An 18,446-nucleotide genomic window follows, 5' to 3' on the forward strand; every position below is an offset into this window, starting at 1 on the left:
CCGCCATGTTCTACGTGCAACGCGACGCTGACGGCCGTTTGCTGCGAGTGGAAGCCGCCGGGTTTGATGGATTTACCGACATGGTCCCCGCCGACAGTGCCGAGATCCAGGAATGGTTCGCCGACGATGTCGTTGAGAACAGCCTCAAGCAGCTCAAGCAGAGCGATCTGGACATGATCCGGGTGCTGGAGGACTTGATCGAGGTGCTGACTGCCAAAGGCGTGTTCAGCATCACCGACCTGCCGCCCGGCGCCCAGGCCAAGTTGCTCAACCGCTCCACCGCGCGCAAGGCGCTGGGTAGCCTGAACAACCTGATCGAGGAAGATGAGGAAGGCGGGCTGATCTGATCATGCTGGCGGCGCATCGCGGTGCGAATTGCCCCGCGATAACGCCGAGCCTGCTCAACGCCAGGGTGCCGGGCCACCCACCAGTTGCCCCTGGATGCCCTGCACGCCCATCTCCCGCAGCACCTTCAACTCCCCTTCGGTCTCCACCCGCTCGGCGATCAGCGGCAGGTCGATGCTGTGCGCAGCCCGCTGGATGGCTTCGATGAACAGGCGCTTGTGCCGTTCCTGGTCGATGTTGCGGATGTAGCCACCGTCGATCTTCAGGTAGGCCAGCCCCAGGTGGGCCAGGTTGCCGATCATGCTGAAGCGCCCGCCGAAACGTTGCAGCGCCAGGCTGAAGCCCAAAGCGCGCAGGCGCCGTGTGAGTTGCTCCAGCACCGTCTGCTCGGGCAGTTGCTCCTCGCCGATCTCGAAGGTCAGCCGCTGCCCCAGCGCGCCGTGCTGCCCCAGCAGGTCATAGACCCGCTGCAGCGCCTTGGGGTCGGCCAGGGTCGCGGCCGACAGGTTCAGCGCCAGCGCTTCACCATGCCCTTGCAGATGCTTGAGCACCTTCTCCAGCACCAGCAGGTCCAGCCGCGCCATCCAGCCGAAGCGCTCCAGCCAAGGCAGGAAGCGGCCGGCCGCCAGGGCTTCGCCCTCGTCGTCGTGCAGGCGCGAGATGACCTTGTAATGCAGCACCCGCTCTGGCGCCTTGGCGTCCACGACCGGTTGGAAGAACAGCTCGAACTGCCCTTTGCCCAGCGCCTGGTCCAGGCGCGTGTGCCAGGCGTGGTGGCTGTCGGCGGCCTGGCCCGCGGCGCCCTGCTCCAGGCATACCCAGCCCGGCGTGGGCTGGCTCTCGGCGCGGGCCAGGGCCTCGTCGGCGAGCTTGAGCAGCGCTTGCGGCGCATCGCCGGGGCTGTAGGGGGCAAGGCCGATGCAGGCCACCGGGTCGACATCGCTGGCACCGGTCTCGTGCAGGCTCTGCAAGGTAGCTTCCAGGGCCTGGGCCAGCTGGATCGCCTCGTCATGGACCATGCCCGGCGCCAACACCGCGAACTCGCCGCCACGGCTGCGGGTGATCAGGTCGTTGGTCTCCGGATAGTTCGCACAGGTGCGGCGCAGCTGCTCACCCACTGCCTGCAGCAACTGGTCGGTACGCTGACCACCCAGGCGGGCATTGAGCCCGGCCAGGTCCTGGACCCGCAGCAACAGCAGGTAGCCGGTACGGGCCTCCTCCAGGTTGCTGACCCGGGCATTGAGCTGCATTTCAAAGTAACGCCGGTTGGCAAGGCCGGTGAGGCTGTCCTGGTAGGACTCCGCACGCAGCTTCTCGCTGCGCTCGGCCTGCTCGGTGAACAGTGCCTTGAGCTTCTCGACCATCTGGTTCATCGCCTGCACCACACGGCGCAGCTCGGGGGTGCGTGGCAGCTCGGGCAGGCTGAGGAACTCTCGACGGGCGATGGCGTGGGACTGCGCCACCATGTAGTCGAGCGGGCGCAACTGGCGGCGCAGCAGCAGGGCCCCGAGCACCGCGCTCACCGCGCCGCAGAGCAGCAGCCAGCCAAGGCTGCCCAGGGCGCTCTGCCAGAGCTTGCCCAGGGCGAACATCGGGTGGCTGATTACCTCGACCCGCGCCGCCTGCTGCCAGCCGCGGCTGACGAGGGCATCGCCACCGGCCGGCTCCAGGCCGATGAGCTGGATGAACCAGCCCGGCACGCCGCCGGCGTCGGGCTCTGCGTGGCGCTCGACCAGCACGGCGTTGGAGTCCAGGTCGATGACCTTGATACTCGAGTAGTAGCCGCTGTCGAAAATCGAGCTGACCATCAGCTCGACCATCGCCGGGTCGTCGATGTTCGGCGTCAGCGACAACGCCAGCGCGGTCGCGGCGTCCTGGGCATGGGAACGCAGCTGGTTGACGTACTGGCTGCGCGAGCTCTCCAGGCTGACCATGAAGCTGCCACTGAAGGCGATCACCAGGAACAGGCAAATGGCTAGCAGCAATTGTTTGAACAGTGACATCTGTGCTCCTTCAGTAAACCGGTTCGGCCGGGAACCCTTCGGCCTGCATTTTCTTCAGCAGATCCTGCCAACGCGACAGGCGCTTGGTGTCGCCGACCTTCTTGTTGCCGCCCGCGCCGGTCAACCACAGGCCTTCACCGTTGAAGGCATACACCGGCAGCAGGTCGGTACGCTGGCTGGCCGGCTTGATCGCGTCCATCAGGCTGTCCAGCACCAGCGGCTGGGCCTGTGGGCTTGAATAATAGGTCAGGACCATGTGCGCACGGTTCTGGCGCAAGGCCTTGACGTAGGTGATGCGCAGCTTTTCGGCGGGGATGCCCATGCGCCGCAGGCTGAAGTACTTGGCGATGGCATAGTCCTCGCAGTCGCCCGCACCCTTTATCAGCGATTGTACCGGCGTGGCCCAGTAATCGACCTCGTGCCACAGGTCGATGTCCTCGACATAGCGCAGCTGCTTGTTGAAGAACAGGTTGACCACCTGCAGCTGCTCCAGTTCGCTGCCCTGCTTCTGTGTCGCCATCAGGTTCTGCCAGGCATCGATACGCCCCTGCCCCGCGCCCATCGGGCCATACAGCGCCTGGGCGCGGCGGCTGATCTGCGAGAAGTCCCAATCAGCCTGGATGACGCCCAGCCATAGGCAACCGAGCAGCGCGGCAAGGCCGAGCCGGCGTGCGGTCGCATTGAGAGGCCAAGGTATCGCCACTGCGCGCACCCGTTCAGATCAGTCGAAAGCAGCGATGGTGCGGGCTGGAGGCGCAAAAGACAATGGCACCGTGCGATCATGCTGCCAACTGTCGGCAAACCCGCTTCGTACAAGGGCTGGCGACCTTGGCTATCTTCCCAATGCCGGCAACTTGCTTCACGATAGCCGCGTTTTGACTCTGCGCCACGGCGCATCGCTTGATCAATCCGTTTGACAAGCGCCCCCTTCCCTCACTAGGGTTATTGGATCCAATTTTCATGTTGCCGAGGCGAACCCCGCGTGGCTGAGAAACCCAAACTCCTGAGCACCGTCCTGGGCAGCGAACAAGTACCACCGCACCTGGCCCGGGGTGTTATCGAAGAGCGCCTGCGCAGTGCCATCCTCGATGGCCGCCTGCCCCCGGGCACCGCCGTGCGCCAGCAAGAGCTGGCGACCCTGTTCGGTGTCAGTCGCATGCCCGTGCGCGAGGCACTGCGCCAACTCGAAGCCCAGTCCCTGCTGCAGGTGGTGATGCACAAAGGCGCCGTGGTAGCGCCATTGATCGGTGAGGATGCCGTCGACACGTACGCCCTGCGCGTGCTGCTCGAGACCGAGGCGTTGCGCCAGTCGATCCCCTTGCTCGATGCCGACGACATCGCCCAGGCCAGGGCCTACATCCGCCAACTGGAGACCGAGACCCGTCATGCCGAAATCGGCCGGCTCAATCGCCTGTTCCACATGGCTCTCTACAGCAAGGCGCAGAACCAGAAGCTGCTGCGCATGATCGAGATCGAGCTCAACGAAGAGGAACGCTTCCTGCGCTTCCATCTGTCCTCGATGGGCCTGGGCAAACTCACCCAGGATGACCACATTGCCCTTGTCGATGCCGCCAACGACAGACTGGTGGAAGAGGCCGTGAAGCTCCTGGAAGAGCACCTCAACCACGCCGCGCGCACCATCAGGAAATACCTCGACAGGCAATCGGCCAACTGATCCTGCTCAACCGCGCAGCCGCCCCTGGCGACCACCCTGCTGCGCCGACACGATCCGCCACAAGGAACGGCAGTGCACGTGCAGACTCGACAGGACACCACGCCCGACCAGCCGCCCAGGATTCGCCTGATCTGCCTGGCAAACACACGGCAGCAACTTGCCCAGTACCGCACCTGGGCAAGGACCCTCAGCGACCCCATCGAGCTGGTCGCGGTCGATGTCCCCTCCATTGCCGACCTCGAACAATCCCTGCCCATTCCCGGGCGCCTGACCCAGGCCCTGGTCGAACAGCTCCAGCCCTACCTCATGCAGCCCCATGCCGTGTTTGCCCAAGGCCTGGGCGCGCACATCGCCTTGGCCCTGATACAGCAGGTGCAAGGTGCTTGCCCGGGCCTGACCCGGCACTTGTTTGTTGCAAGCTGTGACAGCCCACAATTCAGCACCACCTACCTGCCCCTGCATATCCCCATGACCGTGCTCTATCCGCCGGGCTCGCTGGCAGCGATGCTCGGCTGGCACAGCCTGGTACGCCGGGAGCTGGAGCTCATTGAGCTACCGGTGCAAGCGGTCGATACTTCGCTGCTGAACCAGCGCCTGGTGCGCATCTTCAACGCCCACCTCGGGTTGCTAAGCTTCTAATTCTCCCCTCGCCATCCGTGCGCTGATCAAGGCTTTTCCGCTGCCTGGTCAGTGCCTGGCCATGGCAGTGCCAGCATTTTGGGCACACTCTACCCCCGCAGCGGCCGCTGATCATCAGACGTGGACCTGGCCGTTTGCCTCCTCATTCACCTGCAGAAGGAACCTGGCACCGGGGCAAGGACCGCAAGCGATCAGCCGCCCCTCAATAGTCACTCTCTCCATCTCAATTCATTCGTGCTCCGAGTGAGGCATTCACTCTGTGTCATTTTCTGATCGTTAATTATCGGAAGGAGTACGTATTGCCAAAATAAAACTTACTCAATGTTTTATTCAGGCACTTACATTTCAAGAAAAGTCCGAACATAAAATAATCAAAAAAACAATTGCGACAAACTTCGAAGTTGTTCTAACTTTTATATCGCCAGCCAAGGGCAGCCAGGCGTCACCGTGGACGCCCTGCCAAACAAGCCCTGCCGGCCTCTGCCTGTTGTTCGAATTCGAGTTTTCACTCGAGGCCTTCATTCGCCCGGCATTTAGTTGCCTTGCAACTTCCAGAGCATAACGCCCCTGTATATCACCTCTAAATGGATCTCATCATGAGCACATTGAAGCGCACACTTTCCGACAAGAAACATGAACTTTCCCTGCACCCGCTATTTTCCGAAATCGACTCTCTGGAGACGCTGCGTGGGTTCATGGAAACCCACGTGTTCGCCGTCTGGGACTTCATGTCGCTGACCAAGCGCCTGCAGCAGGAGCTGACCTGCGTCAGCCTGCCCTGGCTGCCACCAAGGGACCCGGCCGCGGCGCGCCTGATCAACGAGATCGTCCTGGGCGAGGAATCGGACGATCGCCTCGATCATGGTCACTACAGCCACTTCGAGCTGTACCTCGATGCCATGCGCGAAGTCGGTGCCAGCACCCAGGCCATCGAGCGCTTCGTCAGCCTGCAGCAACAAGGCGTCGCGGCATTCGACGCGCTGCAACGTTGCGGCGCCAGTGAAGCCGCGCAGCGATTCGTTCGCGACACCCTCGAAGTGGCCATCGAGGCACCGGCCCACCAGGTTGCCGCCGCCTTCCTGCATGGGCGGGAAAGCGTCATTCCATCGATGTTCCAGCAGATTCTCGACGAGTGGGGCATCGGCACCGAGCAGGCACCGACCTTCCGCTACTACCTGCAACGTCACATCGAGGTCGACTCCGAGGACCACGGCCCCGCCGCCGAGCAATTGCTGGCACGCCTGGTCGATCACGATCCGCTGCGCCAGGAAGACGTCTACGTGGCCGCCATCGCCGCGGTGGACAGCCGCATGGCCCTGTGGGACCGCCTGCGTACGTCGCTGAAAACAGCTGTTGCCGAGGTCACCCCATGAATGCCCTCGAGTATCGCTCCTTTGCCGAGGCCTGGGAGGCCAGGGCGACCATTCGCACCCGGCCGCGGCGCCTGGTGGAGGATGACCAGCGCCTGATCTACCCCCTGAGCCGCCAGCCCCTGGTACTCGGCGCGACGTTTCAGCGCGAGTGCCCGCAGTTGCGCGACTTCGTACTGGTACAGAGCCTCTACAAGTTCATCAATGATGTGGTGATCTTCGAGACCGAGATCGTCGACCGCACCGCCCGGCGCATCGCCAAGGACCGCTTTGCCGTGCATTTCCCGTTCGCCTGCCGCTACGACGCGATGACCGTGGTGGTGGACGAGGACTATCACGCCTTGGTGGCGATGGACTTCCTGCAGCAGACCATCGCCCTGACCGGGATCGAGCCGATCGCCCTGCCCCAGGAAATCGAACTCAGCCGCGCCATTCCAGCCGTGCTGGAACAGGTGCCCGAGGCCCTGCGTGACGCCCTGGAGCTGATCTGCGTGGGCATCGCCGAGAACACCCTGACCGACGATGTCGCGGCCTTTGCCCGCGACGATTCGGTCAAGCCCTCGGTGAAGGGCCTGATGGCCGATCACCTGCTGGATGAAGGTCGTCACTCGAGCTTCTGGGCGCGCCTGACGCGCATCTACTGGCATACCGCGCCTGAGGCGGATCGCCAGATGATCGCCAAGGTACTGCCGCTGTTCCTGCGCCAGTACCTGACCAACGACATCCAGCAGGCTTTCGACTGTGCCCTGATCGACGCCTTGCCGGTGAGCGATACGGTACGCCGGGCGCTGCGCGAGGAGGCGCTGGGCCTGGCCTATCCGATCAACCGCCAGCATCCGCTGCTGGGCAACATCCTGCGCTTCTTCCGCAGCAGCTCGATGCTCGAGTCGCCCTGCGTACAGGACGCCCTGCGCGACTATCTGCCCTGAGGACCTAGACATGAGACGCCTCGACATACTCCTGGTGGGCACCAGCCCGCCCCTGGAGGAGTTCGCCCGCCTGCTCGCCGAGCACGGACATGGCTCGGCCAGGGCCGACAGCGCCCAGGCCCTGCCCCGGCAGCTGTCGGCCCATCCCGACCTGGTGGTGGAAGATGGCAGCCTGGCACTGAGCAGCAGTGACTGGCAGCCCCTGGGCGGCACGCCGTTGCTCAGGCTACGCCTGGGTGCGAGCTACGCCGACACCCTGCCGCAACTGGAGGCCCTGTGCTGGTGCGGCAGTGCCAGCGCCCAGCGCCTGATCCATCGCGTGCCGATACACACGCCATCCTCCGGCAATGGCCAACAGCTACGCGAGGACACCTTGCAAGCCCTGTGCGAGCAACTGGAGCTGCAGGTCACCCGCTTCGCCCGCAACCCGTTGCATCTGCAGGAAACGCCTGCGGTAAGCCCTGGAGAGCATGAGCGTGAGCACGGCCTGGACTGGCTAGGCACTTTGGCCTACCGCCACCCGTTCAACCGCACGCTGCGCGCCGATTTGCTGGAGAAGGCCGAAACAGGCCTGATCGGCGGCCTGGAACACAGCCTGCGTGTGCACGCAGGGTCTCCCGCCGTGAACCACGACGGCCAGCGTTGCACTTATGAGCAACTGCATGCCCGCGCCGCCGTCATCCAGCAGGCCTTGTTGCCGCTGTTGCCCAAAGCCGGGGAGCAGCCGCCTGTGGTCGCCGTGTGCATGGGCAAGTCACCCGAGCTCTACGCCAGCCTGCTGGCGGTGCTGGGCTGCGCCGCCATCTACCTGCCACTGGATCCGGCCACACCGGCCGAGCGCCGCCAGCTGATCCTCGACGACGCTGGCGCCTGCGTCATGCTGCACGACGGCCAGACGCCTGTGGATATCCCTGATGTGGATGTGCGCAACTTTCCTTTGGCGCAGGACTTGCCGCTGCCCAGCCTGGCATTGCGCCAGGCTGCCGCCGAGCAGGCCTGCGTGGCGATCTACACCTCCGGCACCACCGGCCAACCGAAAGGCGTGTTGCTCAGCCAGGGCAACCTGGCGCACTTCATGGCCTGGTATCGCGAGCATGTGGACCTGGACCGGCACAGCCGGGTCCTGCAGTTCTCCACCATCGGCTTCGATGCCTCGCTGCTGGATATCCTGCCGACGTTCGCCTGTGGCGCGGAACTGGTCCTGCCCAGTGAGGACCAGCGTCGCGATCCGCAGCTGCTGGTACAACTTATCCACAGAGAGGAAGTGAGCCACGCGTTCCTGCCACCGGCGCTGCTGAGCATCCTGCCCCGGGATCTCCATCTGGGCCTGCGCCATCTGGTCACCGGCGGCGACGTCTGCGAACCAGAGGTCATCGCCCGATTGGCCGGGCAATGCCGGATGCACAATATCTATGGGCCGACCGAAACCACCGTGCTGGCCACGACCCGGGTGTTCGGTACGGACGACGACAACCGCAACCTGGGCCTGCCGATCGCCAACACCCAGGTGTTGATCCTCGACCAGCATCTGCAGCCGGTTTGTGAGCAGACCCCCGGCGAGCTGTACATCGCCGGGCCAGGCGTCGGCCTGGGCTACCTGAACAACCCCGAACTGAGCGCCGAACGCTTCGTCGAGCTGAGCTTGCCCGCAGGCCGCACACTGCGCGCCTACCGCACGGGGGATATCGGCAAATGGACCGAACAAGGTATCGAGTTGTGCGGTCGGCGAGACAACCAGGTGAAGATCCGTGGTTTCCGGGTCGAACCCGAAGAAATCGAGCACTGCCTGCGCGATAGCCATCTGTTCGCCCAGGTGGCGGTGGTGATCGACGCCCAGCGGCGGGTCCTGGCCTTCCTTGCCCACCCGCAACGAGCCGATGCCGAAACCTTGCTGCGCGAGCATGCCGAGCGACACCTGCCCGACTACATGCGCCCGATGTTCTATCAGGTGCTGCAGCAGATGCCCTATACCGCCAACGGCAAGGTGGATCGCCGGGCGTTGTCGTTGCGTCCACTGGCCTTGCCGACCAGCCAGCGCATCGAACCACGGACAACCACCGAGGAGCGCCTGCGCTGCCTGTGGAGTGCGCTGCTGGAGCTCCCACAAAGCGAGATTTCCGTCGACGACAGCTTCTTCAACCTCGGCGGTCACTCCATCCTGCTGTCGCGCCTGCTGCTGGAGGTCAGGGAACACTTCGGCCAGGGGGTGGCCATCAACCGCTTCATCGAACAGCCGACCCTGCAACGCCTGGGCGCGCTGCTCGATGGCGATCACGAGGCGCTGCAAACCTCCCTGGTACGCCTGGAGCAGGACGCCAATCGCGAACTGGACCTGCAGGTGCAATCGATGGAGCGCCTGGGCGATGTGCACAAGGTGATCGTCACCGGGGCCAACAGCTTCCTTGGCGTGCATCTGGTCGAGGCCCTGCTGGAGTGGGGCGCGAGTGAAGTCGCTTGCCTGGTACGCAGCGCCGCAGGGCTATCCGCCGATGAGCGTTTCTCCCAGGCCCTGCGGGACAACCACGTCACCCTGGACCGCAGCCGCGTACGGATATTCGAAGCGGACCTGCGCAAACCACTGCTGGGTCTGGCCCAGGCCGACTACGACTACCTGGACAGCAACTATGGCGCGTTGCTGCACAACGCCGCGCAGGTCAATCATGTGCTCGACTACGAGGTACTGGCAGCCGACAACATCGAGCCCTTGTTCGAGTGCCTGCGGCTATGCGAAGGCCGGCGCAAAAAGATCTTCAACTTCGTCTCGACCCTTTCCGCTTGCAGCGCGGTGGACATTGACGGTCGCGTGCTGGAGAGCGATCCGACCAATACCCCGCCGATCTACATCCGCAACGGCTACAACCTGAGCAAATGGGTCGGCGAGCGCATCCTCAGCCGTGCCCGTGAGCAGGGCGTGTGGGTCAACCTGTTCCGCCCCGGCAACATCACCTTCGATAGCCGCACCGGGGCCTGCCAGCCACAGCGCAACCGGCTGATGCTGATGCTCAAGGGCTCGCTGCAGTTGGGCCAGGTGCCGGAGCTCGAGATCGACTTCGATCTCATGCCGGTGGACTTCCTGTCCCGCTTCATCGCCTTCCACAGCAGCCGTCACCAAGCCGGCCAGTGCGTGTTCAACCTGCACAACCCCGAACCCCTGCGCTGGCGTGACTACCTGGCTTCATTCCATGCCCAGGGCCATGCCTTCGAACTGGTCAGCATCGAGCAATGGCAGCGCCAGTTGGCCAGGGTCGATAGCGACAACGCGCTGTACGACGTCCTGGGCTTCTACCTGGACGGTTTCGAAGAAGACATCGGTGACATCTCCGGCATCGCCCACGACAACGCCCGCGCCGGCGTGCAGCGCATGGGCGCCCGTTACCCGAGCAAGGACCCGGCGCTGCTCAGCCGCGGCTGCCGCTACCTGGCCGACATCGGCTTTATCTGATCCCTTACATACACAACAGGAGCAATACCCCTATGCAAGCACTCAAACCCGATACCCTGATCCGCAACCCGCAAGGCTGTCTGGTGGTTTCCAGCGTGGAGATCGCCGCGCCGGCGGCCAGCGTGTGGAACATCGTCGGCAACTTCGCTGGCTTCCCGGTGTTCATTCCTGCCCTGGCGCATATCGAGATGACCGGCAGCGGTGTGCGCTCGGTGCGCAAGAAGCTGTTCAAGGATGGCAACGTGGTGATCGAGCAGTTGAACACCCGTGACGATCAAGCCATGAACATGACCTGGAGCCTGATCTACACCAGCTTGAATATCGGCAATCTGTGGGCGGCCATGCAGGTGCAGGAGATCGACGCCAGCCGCAGCCGTGCGACCTGGACCATCCAGGCCGAGCCTTGGGAAGGTGGCCCGGAGGCTCTGCCGAGCTTCCAGGCGTTCCTGCAGGGCTTTGCCGATGAAGCGATGGGCAATGTGCGTAATCTGCTGAGCTGATAGCACGGGCAGGGGCGTATGCCCCGATAGCGAAAAGGCCGCTCCCAACCGGGAGCGGCCTTTTTTTGTCTTGAACATCAGGGGTCGCTGTTGCACAGCCAAAAGATATCTCTGTAGGAGCGGCTTTAGCCGCGATGCAAGCAACTCGGTGTCTGGCACCCGCTTCGCGGGTGATCGCGGCTGAAGCCGCTCCTACAGCGGCCGTGCTGTGCTTGTGAATACTGTTCCCTTCGTGCCAGCGCAGGGAGCTGGACGATCTCATACGGAAACTTCAGGCATTGATACCCTGAAAAGACAAAGCCCCTGATCGCATCGCGATCAGGGGCTTTGGAATTGAATCTTGACGATGACCTACTCTCACATGGGGAAACCCCACACTACCATCGGCGATGCATCGTTTCACTGCTGAGTTCGGGATGGGATCAGGTGGTTCCAATGCTCTATGGTCGTCAAGAAATTCTGTGTGCTGGTCCGTCCTGAAGGACGTACCTGCGAATCTCTGTAGTCTCTACTTAAAGACAAAACCCCTACCTGCTCGCGCAGATAGGGGTTTTGCGAAATTAATCTTGACGATGACCTACTCTCACATGGGGAAACCCCACACTACCATCGGCGATGCATCGTTTCACTGCTGAGTTCGGGATGGGATCAGGTGGTTCCAATGCTCTATGGTCGTCAAGAAATTCGGTTGCCAGTACGTCTTTGCAGACATGCCAGCCAATTCGGATATGTGATCTTTGTGGTTCGTCGCGAACTTTCGGTTCGTTTCGTCTTCACCACCGCAATCTGCGTTAGCAAATTGCTTGGGTGTTATATGGTCAAGCCTCACGGGCAATTAGTATTGGTTAGCTCAACGCCTCACAGCGCTTACACACCCAACCTATCAACGTCGTAGTCTTCGACGGCCCTTCAGGGAGCTCAAGGCTCCAGTGAGATCTCATCTTGAGGCAAGTTTCCCGCTTAGATGCTTTCAGCGGTTATCTCTTCCGAACATAGCTACCCGGCAATGCCACTGGCGTGACAACCGGAACACCAGAGGTTCGTCCACTCCGGTCCTCTCGTACTAGGAGCAGCCCCTCTCAAATCTCAAACGTCCACGGCAGATAGGGACCGAACTGTCTCACGACGTTCTAAACCCAGCTCGCGTACCACTTTAAATGGCGAACAGCCATACCCTTGGGACCGGCTTCAGCCCCAGGATGTGATGAGCCGACATCGAGGTGCCAAACACCGCCGTCGATATGAACTCTTGGGCGGTATCAGCCTGTTATCCCCGGAGTACCTTTTATCCGTTGAGCGATGGCCCTTCCATACAGAACCACCGGATCACTAAGACCTACTTTCGTACCTGCTCGACGTGTGTGTCTCGCAGTCAAGCGCGCTTTTGCCTTTATACTCTACGACCGATTTCCGACCGGTCTGAGCGCACCTTCGTACTCCTCCGTTACTCTTTGGGAGGAGACCGCCCCAGTCAAACTACCCACCATACACTGTCCTCGATCCGGATAACGGACCTGAGTTAGAACCTCAAGGTTGCCAGGGTGGTATTTCAAGGATGGCTCCATGAGAACTGGCGTCCCCACTTCAAAGCCTCCCACCTATCCTACACAAGCAAGCTCAAAGTCCAGTGCAAAGCTATAGTAAAGGTTCACGGGGTCTTTCCGTCTAGCCGCGGATACACTGCATCTTCACAGCGATTTCAATTTCACTGAGTCTCGGGTGGAGACAGCGCCGCCATCGTTACGCCATTCGTGCAGGTCGGAACTTACCCGACAAGGAATTTCGCTACCTTAGGACCGTTATAGTTACGGCCGCCGTTTACCGGGGCTTCGATCAAGAGCTTCGCTTGCGCTAACCCCATCAATTAACCTTCCGGCACCGGGCAGGCGTCACACCCTATACGTCCACTTTCGTGTTTGCAGAGTGCTGTGTTTTTAATAAACAGTCGCAGCGGCCTGGTATCTTCGACCGGCGTGGGCTTACGCAGCAAGTGCTTCACCCTCACCGGCGCACCTTCTCCCGAAGTTACGGTGCCATTTTGCCTAGTTCCTTCACCCGAGTTCTCTCAAGCGCCTTGGTATTCTCTACCTAACCACCTGTGTCGGTTTGGGGTACGGTTCCCAGTTATCTGAAGCTTAGGAGCTTTTCTTGGAAGCATGGCATCAACCACTTCGTGCTCTAGTGAGCACTCGTCATCAGCTCTCGGCCTTGAGATCCCGGATTTGCCTAAGATCTCAGCCTACCACCTTAAACTTGGACAACCAACGCCAAGCTGGCCTAGCCTTCTCCGTCCCTCCATCGCAATAACTGGAAGTACAGGAATATTAACCTGTTTTCCATCGACTACGCTTTTCAGCCTCGCCTTAGGGACCGACTAACCCTGCGTCGATTAACGTTGCGCAGGAAACCTTGGTCTTTCGGCGTGCGAGTTTTTCACTCGCATTGTCGTTACTCATGTCAGCATTCGCACTTCTGATACCTCCAGCAAGCTTCTCAACTCACCTTCACAGGCTTACAGAACGCTCCTCTACCGCATCACCAAAAGGTGATACCCGTAGCTTCGGTACATGGTTTGAGCCCCGTTACATCTTCCGCGCAGGCCGACTCGACTAGTGAGCTATTACGCTTTCTTTAAAGGGTGGCTGCTTCTAAGCCAACCTCCTAGCTGTCTAAGCCTTCCCACATCGTTTCCCACTTAACCATGACTTTGGGACCTTAGCTGACGGTCTGGGTTGTTTCCCTTTTCACGACGGACGTTAGCACCCGCCGTGTGTCTCCCATGCTCGGCACTTGTAGGTATTCGGAGTTTGCATCGGTTTGGTAAGTCGGGATGACCCCCTAGCCGAAACAGTGCTCTACCCCCTACAGTGATACATGAGGCGCTACCTAAATAGCTTTCGAGGAGAACCAGCTATCTCCGAGCTTGATTAGCCTTTCACTCCGATCCACAGGTCATCCGCTAACTTTTCAACGGTAGTCGGTTCGGTCCTCCAGTCAGTGTTACCTAACCTTCAACCTGCCCATGGATAGATCGCCCGGTTTCGGGTCTATACCCAGCGACTAAAGCGCCCTATTAAGACTCGCTTTCGCTACGCCTCCCCTATTCGGTTAAGCTCGCCACTGAATATAAGTCGCTGACCCATTATACAAAAGGTACGCAGTCACCTAACAAAGTAGGCTCCCACTGCTTGTACGCATACGGTTTCAGGTTCTATTTCACTCCCCTCTCCGGGGTTCTTTTCGCCTTTCCCTCACGGTACTGGTTCACTATCGGTCAGTCAGTAGTATTTAGCCTTGGAGGATGGTCCCCCCATGTTCAGACAAAGTTTCTCGTGCTCCGTCCTACTCGATTTCACTGGCAAGAGATTTTCGTGTACGGGGCTATCACCCACTATGGCCGCACTTTCCAGAGCGTTCCACTAATCTCAAACCAGCTTAAGGGCTGGTCCCCGTTCGCTCGCCACTACTAAGGGAATCTCGGTTGATTTCTTTTCCTCAGGGTACTTAGATGTTTCAGTTCCCCTGGTTCGCCTCTTGCACCTATGTATTCAGTACAAGATAACCAGCTTGTGCTGGCTGGGTTCCCCCATTCAGAGATCTCTGGATCACAGTCTGTTTGCCGACTCCCCAAAGCTTATCGCAGGCTACCACGTCTTTCATCGCCTCTGACTGCCAAGGCATCCACCGTATGCGCTTCTTCACTTGACCATATAACCCCAAGCAATCTGGTTATACTGTGAAGACGACATTCGCCGAAAATTCGCACGTCGCTCTTTCGAGCAGAACTCACAAATTTTACCTTAGCCTGATCCACCAGCAGTGAAACTGGTGTTCAGTCTATTTCTATCACATATCCGAATTTTTAAAGAACGATCTGACAAAAGTCAGAAATCAACATTCATCAACGAATGTTCATTTCTAAGTTCTGAGCAGTGCTGCGAAACCTGAAAGAGTGGTGGAGCCAAGCGGGATCGAACCGCTGACCTCCTGCGTGCAAGGCAGGCGCTCTCCCAGCTGAGCTATGGCCCCATTTGACCAGCCGCACCAAGTAATTGGTAGGTCTGGGCAGATTTGAACTGCCGACCTCACCCTTATCAGGGGTGCGCTCTAACCAACTGAGCTACAGACCTATAACAGGGTCGCGTTACAGCATCGTCTTTACACAATGAATCAAGCAATTCGTGTGGGAGCTCATCAGCAGGCTGATGTCTTCGATTAAGGAGGTGATCCAGCCGCAGGTTCCCCTACGGCTACCTTGTTACGACTTCACCCCAGTCATGAATCACACCGTGGTAACCGTCCTCCCGAAGGTTAGACTAGCTACTTCTGGTGCAACCCACTCCCATGGTGTGACGGGCGGTGTGTACAAGGCCCGGGAACGTATTCACCGCAACATTCTGATTTGCGATTACTAGCGATTCCGACTTCACGCAGTCGAGTTGCAGACTGCGATCCGGACTACGATCGGTTTTGTGAGATTAGCTCCACCTCGCGGCTTGGCAACCCTCTGTACCGACCATTGTAGCACGTGTGTAGCCCAGGCCGTAAGGGCCATGATGACTTGACGTCATCCCCACCTTCCTCCGGTTTGTCACCGGCAGTCTCCTTAGAGTGCCCACCATAACGTGCTGGTAACTAAGGACAAGGGTTGCGCTCGTTACGGGACTTAACCCAACATCTCACGACACGAGCTGACGACAGCCATGCAGCACCTGTGTCAGAGTTCCCGAAGGCACCAATCCATCTCTGGAAAGTTCTCTGCATGTCAAGGCCTGGTAAGGTTCTTCGCGTTGCTTCGAATTAAACCACATGCTCCACCGCTTGTGCGGGCCCCCGTCAATTCATTTGAGTTTTAACCTTGCGGCCGTACTCCCCAGGCGGTCAACTTAATGCGTTAGCTGCGCCACTAAAATCTCAAGGATTCCAACGGCTAGTTGACATCGTTTACGGCGTGGACTACCAGGGTATCTAATCCTGTTTGCTCCCCACGCTTTCGCACCTCAGTGTCAGTATCAGTCCAGGTGGTCGCCTTCGCCACTGGTGTTCCTTCCTATATCTACGCATTTCACCGCTACACAGGAAATTCCACCACCCTCTACCATACTCTAGCTCGCCAGTTTTGGATGCAGTTCCCAGGTTGAGCCCGGGGCTTTCACATCCAACTTAACGAACCACCTACGCGCGCTTTACGCCCAGTAATTCCGATTAACGCTTGCACCCTCTGTATTACCGCGGCTGCTGGCACAGAGTTAGCCGGTGCTTATTCTGTCGGTAACGTCAAAACAGCAAGGTATTAACTTACTGCCCTTCCTCCCAACTTAAAGTGCTTTACAATCCGAAGACCTTCTTCACACACGCGGCATGGCTGGATCAGGCTTTCGCCCATTGTCCAATATTCCCCACTGCTGCCTCCCGTAGGAGTCTGGACCGTGTCTCAGTTCCAGTGTGACTGATCATCCTCTCAGACCAGTTACGGATCGTCGCCTAGGTGAGCCATTACCTCACCTACTAGCTAATCCGACCTAGGCTCATCTGATAGCGCAAGGCCCGAAGGTCCCCTGCTTTCTCCCGTAGGACGTATGCGGTATTAGCGTTCCTTTCGAAACGTTGTCCCCCACTACCAGGCAGATTCCTAGGCATTACTCACCCGTCCGCCGCTGAATCAAGGAGCAAGCTCCCGTCATCCGCTCGACTTGCATGTGTTAGGCCTGCCGCCAGCGTTCAATCTGAGCCATGATCAAACTCTTCAGTTCAATACTGCTTGGGTTTTTAAGAAACCCTAAACTTGGCTCAGCAATCTCAAATGACTATGTGATTTCTCGCATGGCCACTTGTGATGCTGATAATCTTGGCGACTATCAGTCCGTACTCACAAGCACCCACACGAATTGCTTGATTCAATTTGTTAAAGAGCGTTTGGCCAAGAGCTTTTCGCCTCAACCGAGGCGCGCATTCTACGCTTTCCTCATTTCGTGTCAAGCGTTTATTTTGAAGTTTTTCGTTTCACTTCAAACACTTGACTCGCTGCGATCTCTCGTAGCGGGAGGCGAATCATACAGCGTTACAACCTGCTGTCAACTGCCTTTTTCACCGCCGCCGATCTGACGATCGAAGCACCTCCGCAACTCTCTTGATCGATCAACTCGTTGATATTCAAGGAGTTTTTCGTTCCGATGTCGCTGGAAGTGGGGCGCATTATAAGGGGATCTGAAACCCCGTCAACCTTTATTTCATAAAACCTTCAGATTGTTGAAAAGCAAAGCGGGGCGGCCTGCCGGCCGCCCCGCTTCTTATATCTATAGCTCGTATTACAGCACCCCTGCGCCCCGAAGGCCCTGCACCGCTTCCCCACTAAGCCCCAGCACATCCATGAGCACCGCCTCGGTGTGCTCCCCCAGCAATGGAGGCGCATGCCGATACTCCACCGGCGTCTCCGACAACCGGATCGGGCTGGCCACCTGCGGCACGCTGCCCGCCAGTGGATGTGGAACATTCACCGCCAGCCCACGCGCCAATACCTGTGGGTCCTGGAACATCTGCGCCAGGTCATTGATCGGCCCGCATGGAACACCTGCCTTCTCCAGCTCTGTGACCCATTCAGCCGTGGTCTTGAACACCGTAGCCTGACGAATCAACGGAATCAGCTCCGCACGATTGGCTACCCGCTGCTTATTAGTAGAGAACCGCGGGTCATCCGCCCACTGCGCCTGCCCCGCCACTTCAGCAAACTTGCGGAACTGCCCGTCATTACCCACGGTAAGAATGAAATTGCCATCCGCCGTCGGAAAGTCCTGGTAGGGCACGATATTGGGGTGCGCATTGCCCAACCGCCGGGGTGGGTTGCCAGTGGTGAGGTAGTTCATCGCCTGATTGGCCAGGCAGGCAACCTGCACATCCAGCAACGCCATATCGATATGCTGGCCTGTGCCCGCCTGATCACGATGCGCCAAGGCCGCAAGAATCGCCACGGTGGAATACAGCCCGGTCAGGATGTCAGTGAGTGCCACCCCAACCTTCATCGGCCCCGCGCCCTCCTCTCCCTCTGGGCGCCCGGTCAGGCTCATCAGCCCACCCAGCCCCTGGATCATGAAGTCATAGCCGGCACGTTTGGCATACGGCCCGGTCTGGCCGAAGCCGGTGATGGAGCAATAGATAAGCTTCGGGTTGATGGCCTTCAGGCTTTGGTAATCCAACCCGTAAGCCGCCAGCCCACCCACCTTGAAGTTCTCGATGACGATATCCGACTTCGCCGCCAGCTCACGCACCAGGCGCTGGCCTTCGGGCTGGGTGAAGTCGATGGTCACCGAGCGCTTGTTGCGGTTGGCCGACAGATAGTAGGCCGCCTCGCTGGTATTCTCGCCCTGGGCATCGCGCAGGAAAGGCGGCCCCCAGGAACGGGTGTCGTCACCCGCGCCAGGGCGCTCCACCTTGATTACATCCGCCCCAAGGTCGGCGAGGATCTGGCCGGACCAGGGGCCGGCCAATACTCGGGAAAGATCCAGCACCCGCAGATGGGAAAGCGCGCCCATGGCATGGCTCCTCT

The 18,446-nt window shown here is 59.8% G+C and carries 10 protein-coding genes, 2 tRNA genes and 4 rRNA genes; 7 read left to right on the forward strand and 9 right to left on the reverse strand.

Annotation, left to right across the window (positions count from 1 at the left end):
• The first annotated feature begins 5 nt into the window (after positions 1–5).
• Complete coding sequence (locus CCOS191_RS25945; RefSeq protein WP_046857559.1) at positions 6–347, forward strand: hypothetical protein; 342 nt, start codon at positions 6–8, stop codon at positions 345–347.
• A gap of 54 nt (positions 348–401) precedes the next feature.
• Here CCOS191_RS25945 and lapD read toward each other — a convergent pair whose 3' ends face one another.
• Both lapD and lapG read right to left on the reverse strand, forming a co-directional pair.
• Complete coding sequence (gene lapD, locus CCOS191_RS25950; protein WP_046857560.1) at positions 402–2,348, reverse strand: cyclic di-GMP receptor LapD; 1,947 nt, start codon at positions 2,346–2,348, stop codon at positions 402–404.
• A 10-nt stretch (positions 2,349–2,358) separates the two neighbouring features.
• A complete protein-coding gene (gene lapG, locus CCOS191_RS25955; protein WP_156177709.1) occupies positions 2,359–3,060 on the reverse strand; it encodes a cysteine protease LapG in 702 nt (233 codons plus the stop codon).
• A gap of 270 nt (positions 3,061–3,330) precedes the next feature.
• Here lapG and CCOS191_RS25960 point away from each other — a divergent pair, with 270 nt between their 5' ends.
• The 6 genes from CCOS191_RS25960 (at position 3,331) to CCOS191_RS25985 (ending at position 10,903) form a co-directional block, all read left to right on the forward strand.
• Positions 3,331–4,023, forward strand: coding sequence for a GntR family transcriptional regulator (locus CCOS191_RS25960; RefSeq protein WP_046857561.1), 693 nt, complete (start codon positions 3,331–3,333; stop codon positions 4,021–4,023).
• A 78-nt stretch (positions 4,024–4,101) separates the two neighbouring features.
• Complete coding sequence (locus tag CCOS191_RS25965; RefSeq protein ID WP_156177712.1) at positions 4,102–4,662, forward strand: hypothetical protein; 561 nt, start codon at positions 4,102–4,104, stop codon at positions 4,660–4,662.
• Positions 4,663–5,258: 596 nt separating this feature from the next.
• The gene (locus CCOS191_RS25970) at positions 5,259–6,035 is read left to right on the forward strand and encodes a DUF3050 domain-containing protein (RefSeq protein WP_046857563.1); all 777 of its coding nucleotides are present in this window, start codon (positions 5,259–5,261) and stop codon (positions 6,033–6,035) included.
• Positions 6,032–6,961, forward strand: coding sequence for a diiron oxygenase (locus CCOS191_RS25975; protein ID WP_046857564.1), 930 nt, complete (start codon positions 6,032–6,034; stop codon positions 6,959–6,961). Before CCOS191_RS25970 ends, CCOS191_RS25975 begins: the two co-directional genes overlap by 4 nt.
• A gap of 10 nt (positions 6,962–6,971) precedes the next feature.
• Entirely contained in the window at positions 6,972–10,403 is a 3,432-nt protein-coding gene (locus CCOS191_RS25980; RefSeq protein ID WP_046857565.1) for an amino acid adenylation domain-containing protein, read from the forward strand.
• A gap of 32 nt (positions 10,404–10,435) precedes the next feature.
• A complete protein-coding gene (locus tag CCOS191_RS25985; protein ID WP_046857566.1) occupies positions 10,436–10,903 on the forward strand; it encodes an SRPBCC family protein in 468 nt (155 codons plus the stop codon).
• Positions 10,904–11,241: 338 nt separating this feature from the next.
• On the opposite strand, the gene rrf (CCOS191_RS25990) is transcribed toward CCOS191_RS25985, so the two are convergent.
• From rrf (CCOS191_RS25990) to CCOS191_RS26020, 7 genes are all read right to left on the reverse strand, one after another.
• Positions 11,242–11,357: ribosomal RNA gene (rrf, locus tag CCOS191_RS25990) — 5S ribosomal RNA — on the reverse strand.
• Positions 11,358–11,467: 110 nt separating this feature from the next.
• Positions 11,468–11,583, reverse strand: a 5S ribosomal RNA gene (gene rrf, locus CCOS191_RS25995).
• A 134-nt stretch (positions 11,584–11,717) separates the two neighbouring features.
• Positions 11,718–14,611: ribosomal RNA gene (locus CCOS191_RS26000) — 23S ribosomal RNA — on the reverse strand.
• A gap of 245 nt (positions 14,612–14,856) precedes the next feature.
• Positions 14,857–14,932 (reverse strand) — tRNA-Ala (locus CCOS191_RS26005).
• Between the two features lie 24 nt (positions 14,933–14,956).
• A tRNA-Ile gene (locus tag CCOS191_RS26010) sits at positions 14,957–15,033 on the reverse strand.
• A gap of 86 nt (positions 15,034–15,119) precedes the next feature.
• Positions 15,120–16,656, reverse strand: a 16S ribosomal RNA gene (locus CCOS191_RS26015).
• The 16S, 23S and 5S rRNA genes sit together here with 2 tRNA genes alongside, the layout of an rRNA operon.
• A gap of 555 nt (positions 16,657–17,211) precedes the next feature.
• Positions 17,212–18,432 (reverse strand): CaiB/BaiF CoA transferase family protein, encoded by a 1,221-nt coding sequence (locus CCOS191_RS26020; protein ID WP_046857567.1) that lies wholly within the window; start codon positions 18,430–18,432, stop codon positions 17,212–17,214.
• Positions 18,433–18,446 lie beyond the last annotated feature (14 nt).

Origin of the sequence: Pseudomonas sp. CCOS 191 (assembly GCF_001007005.1) — a bacterium.
In the GTDB taxonomy this organism is placed as follows: domain Bacteria; phylum Pseudomonadota; class Gammaproteobacteria; order Pseudomonadales; family Pseudomonadaceae; genus Aquipseudomonas; species Aquipseudomonas soli.

Bases quoted from the DNA above. Each gene is read 5' to 3' on its own strand.
- CCOS191_RS25945 (WP_046857559.1), top strand. From the start codon at position 6: ATGTTCTACGTGCAACGCGACGCTGACGGCCGTTTGCTGCGAGTGGAA.
- lapD (WP_046857560.1), bottom strand. From the start codon at position 2,348: ATGTCACTGTTCAAACAATTGCTGCTAGCCATTTGCCTGTTCCTGGTG.
- CCOS191_RS25970 (WP_046857563.1), top strand. From the start codon at position 5,259: ATGAGCACATTGAAGCGCACACTTTCCGACAAGAAACATGAACTTTCC.
- CCOS191_RS25975 (WP_046857564.1), top strand. From the start codon at position 6,032: ATGAATGCCCTCGAGTATCGCTCCTTTGCCGAGGCCTGGGAGGCCAGG.
- CCOS191_RS25980 (WP_046857565.1), top strand. From the start codon at position 6,972: ATGAGACGCCTCGACATACTCCTGGTGGGCACCAGCCCGCCCCTGGAG.
- CCOS191_RS25985 (WP_046857566.1), top strand. From the start codon at position 10,436: ATGCAAGCACTCAAACCCGATACCCTGATCCGCAACCCGCAAGGCTGT.
- CCOS191_RS26020 (WP_046857567.1), bottom strand. From the start codon at position 18,432: ATGGGCGCGCTTTCCCATCTGCGGGTGCTGGATCTTTCCCGAGTATTG.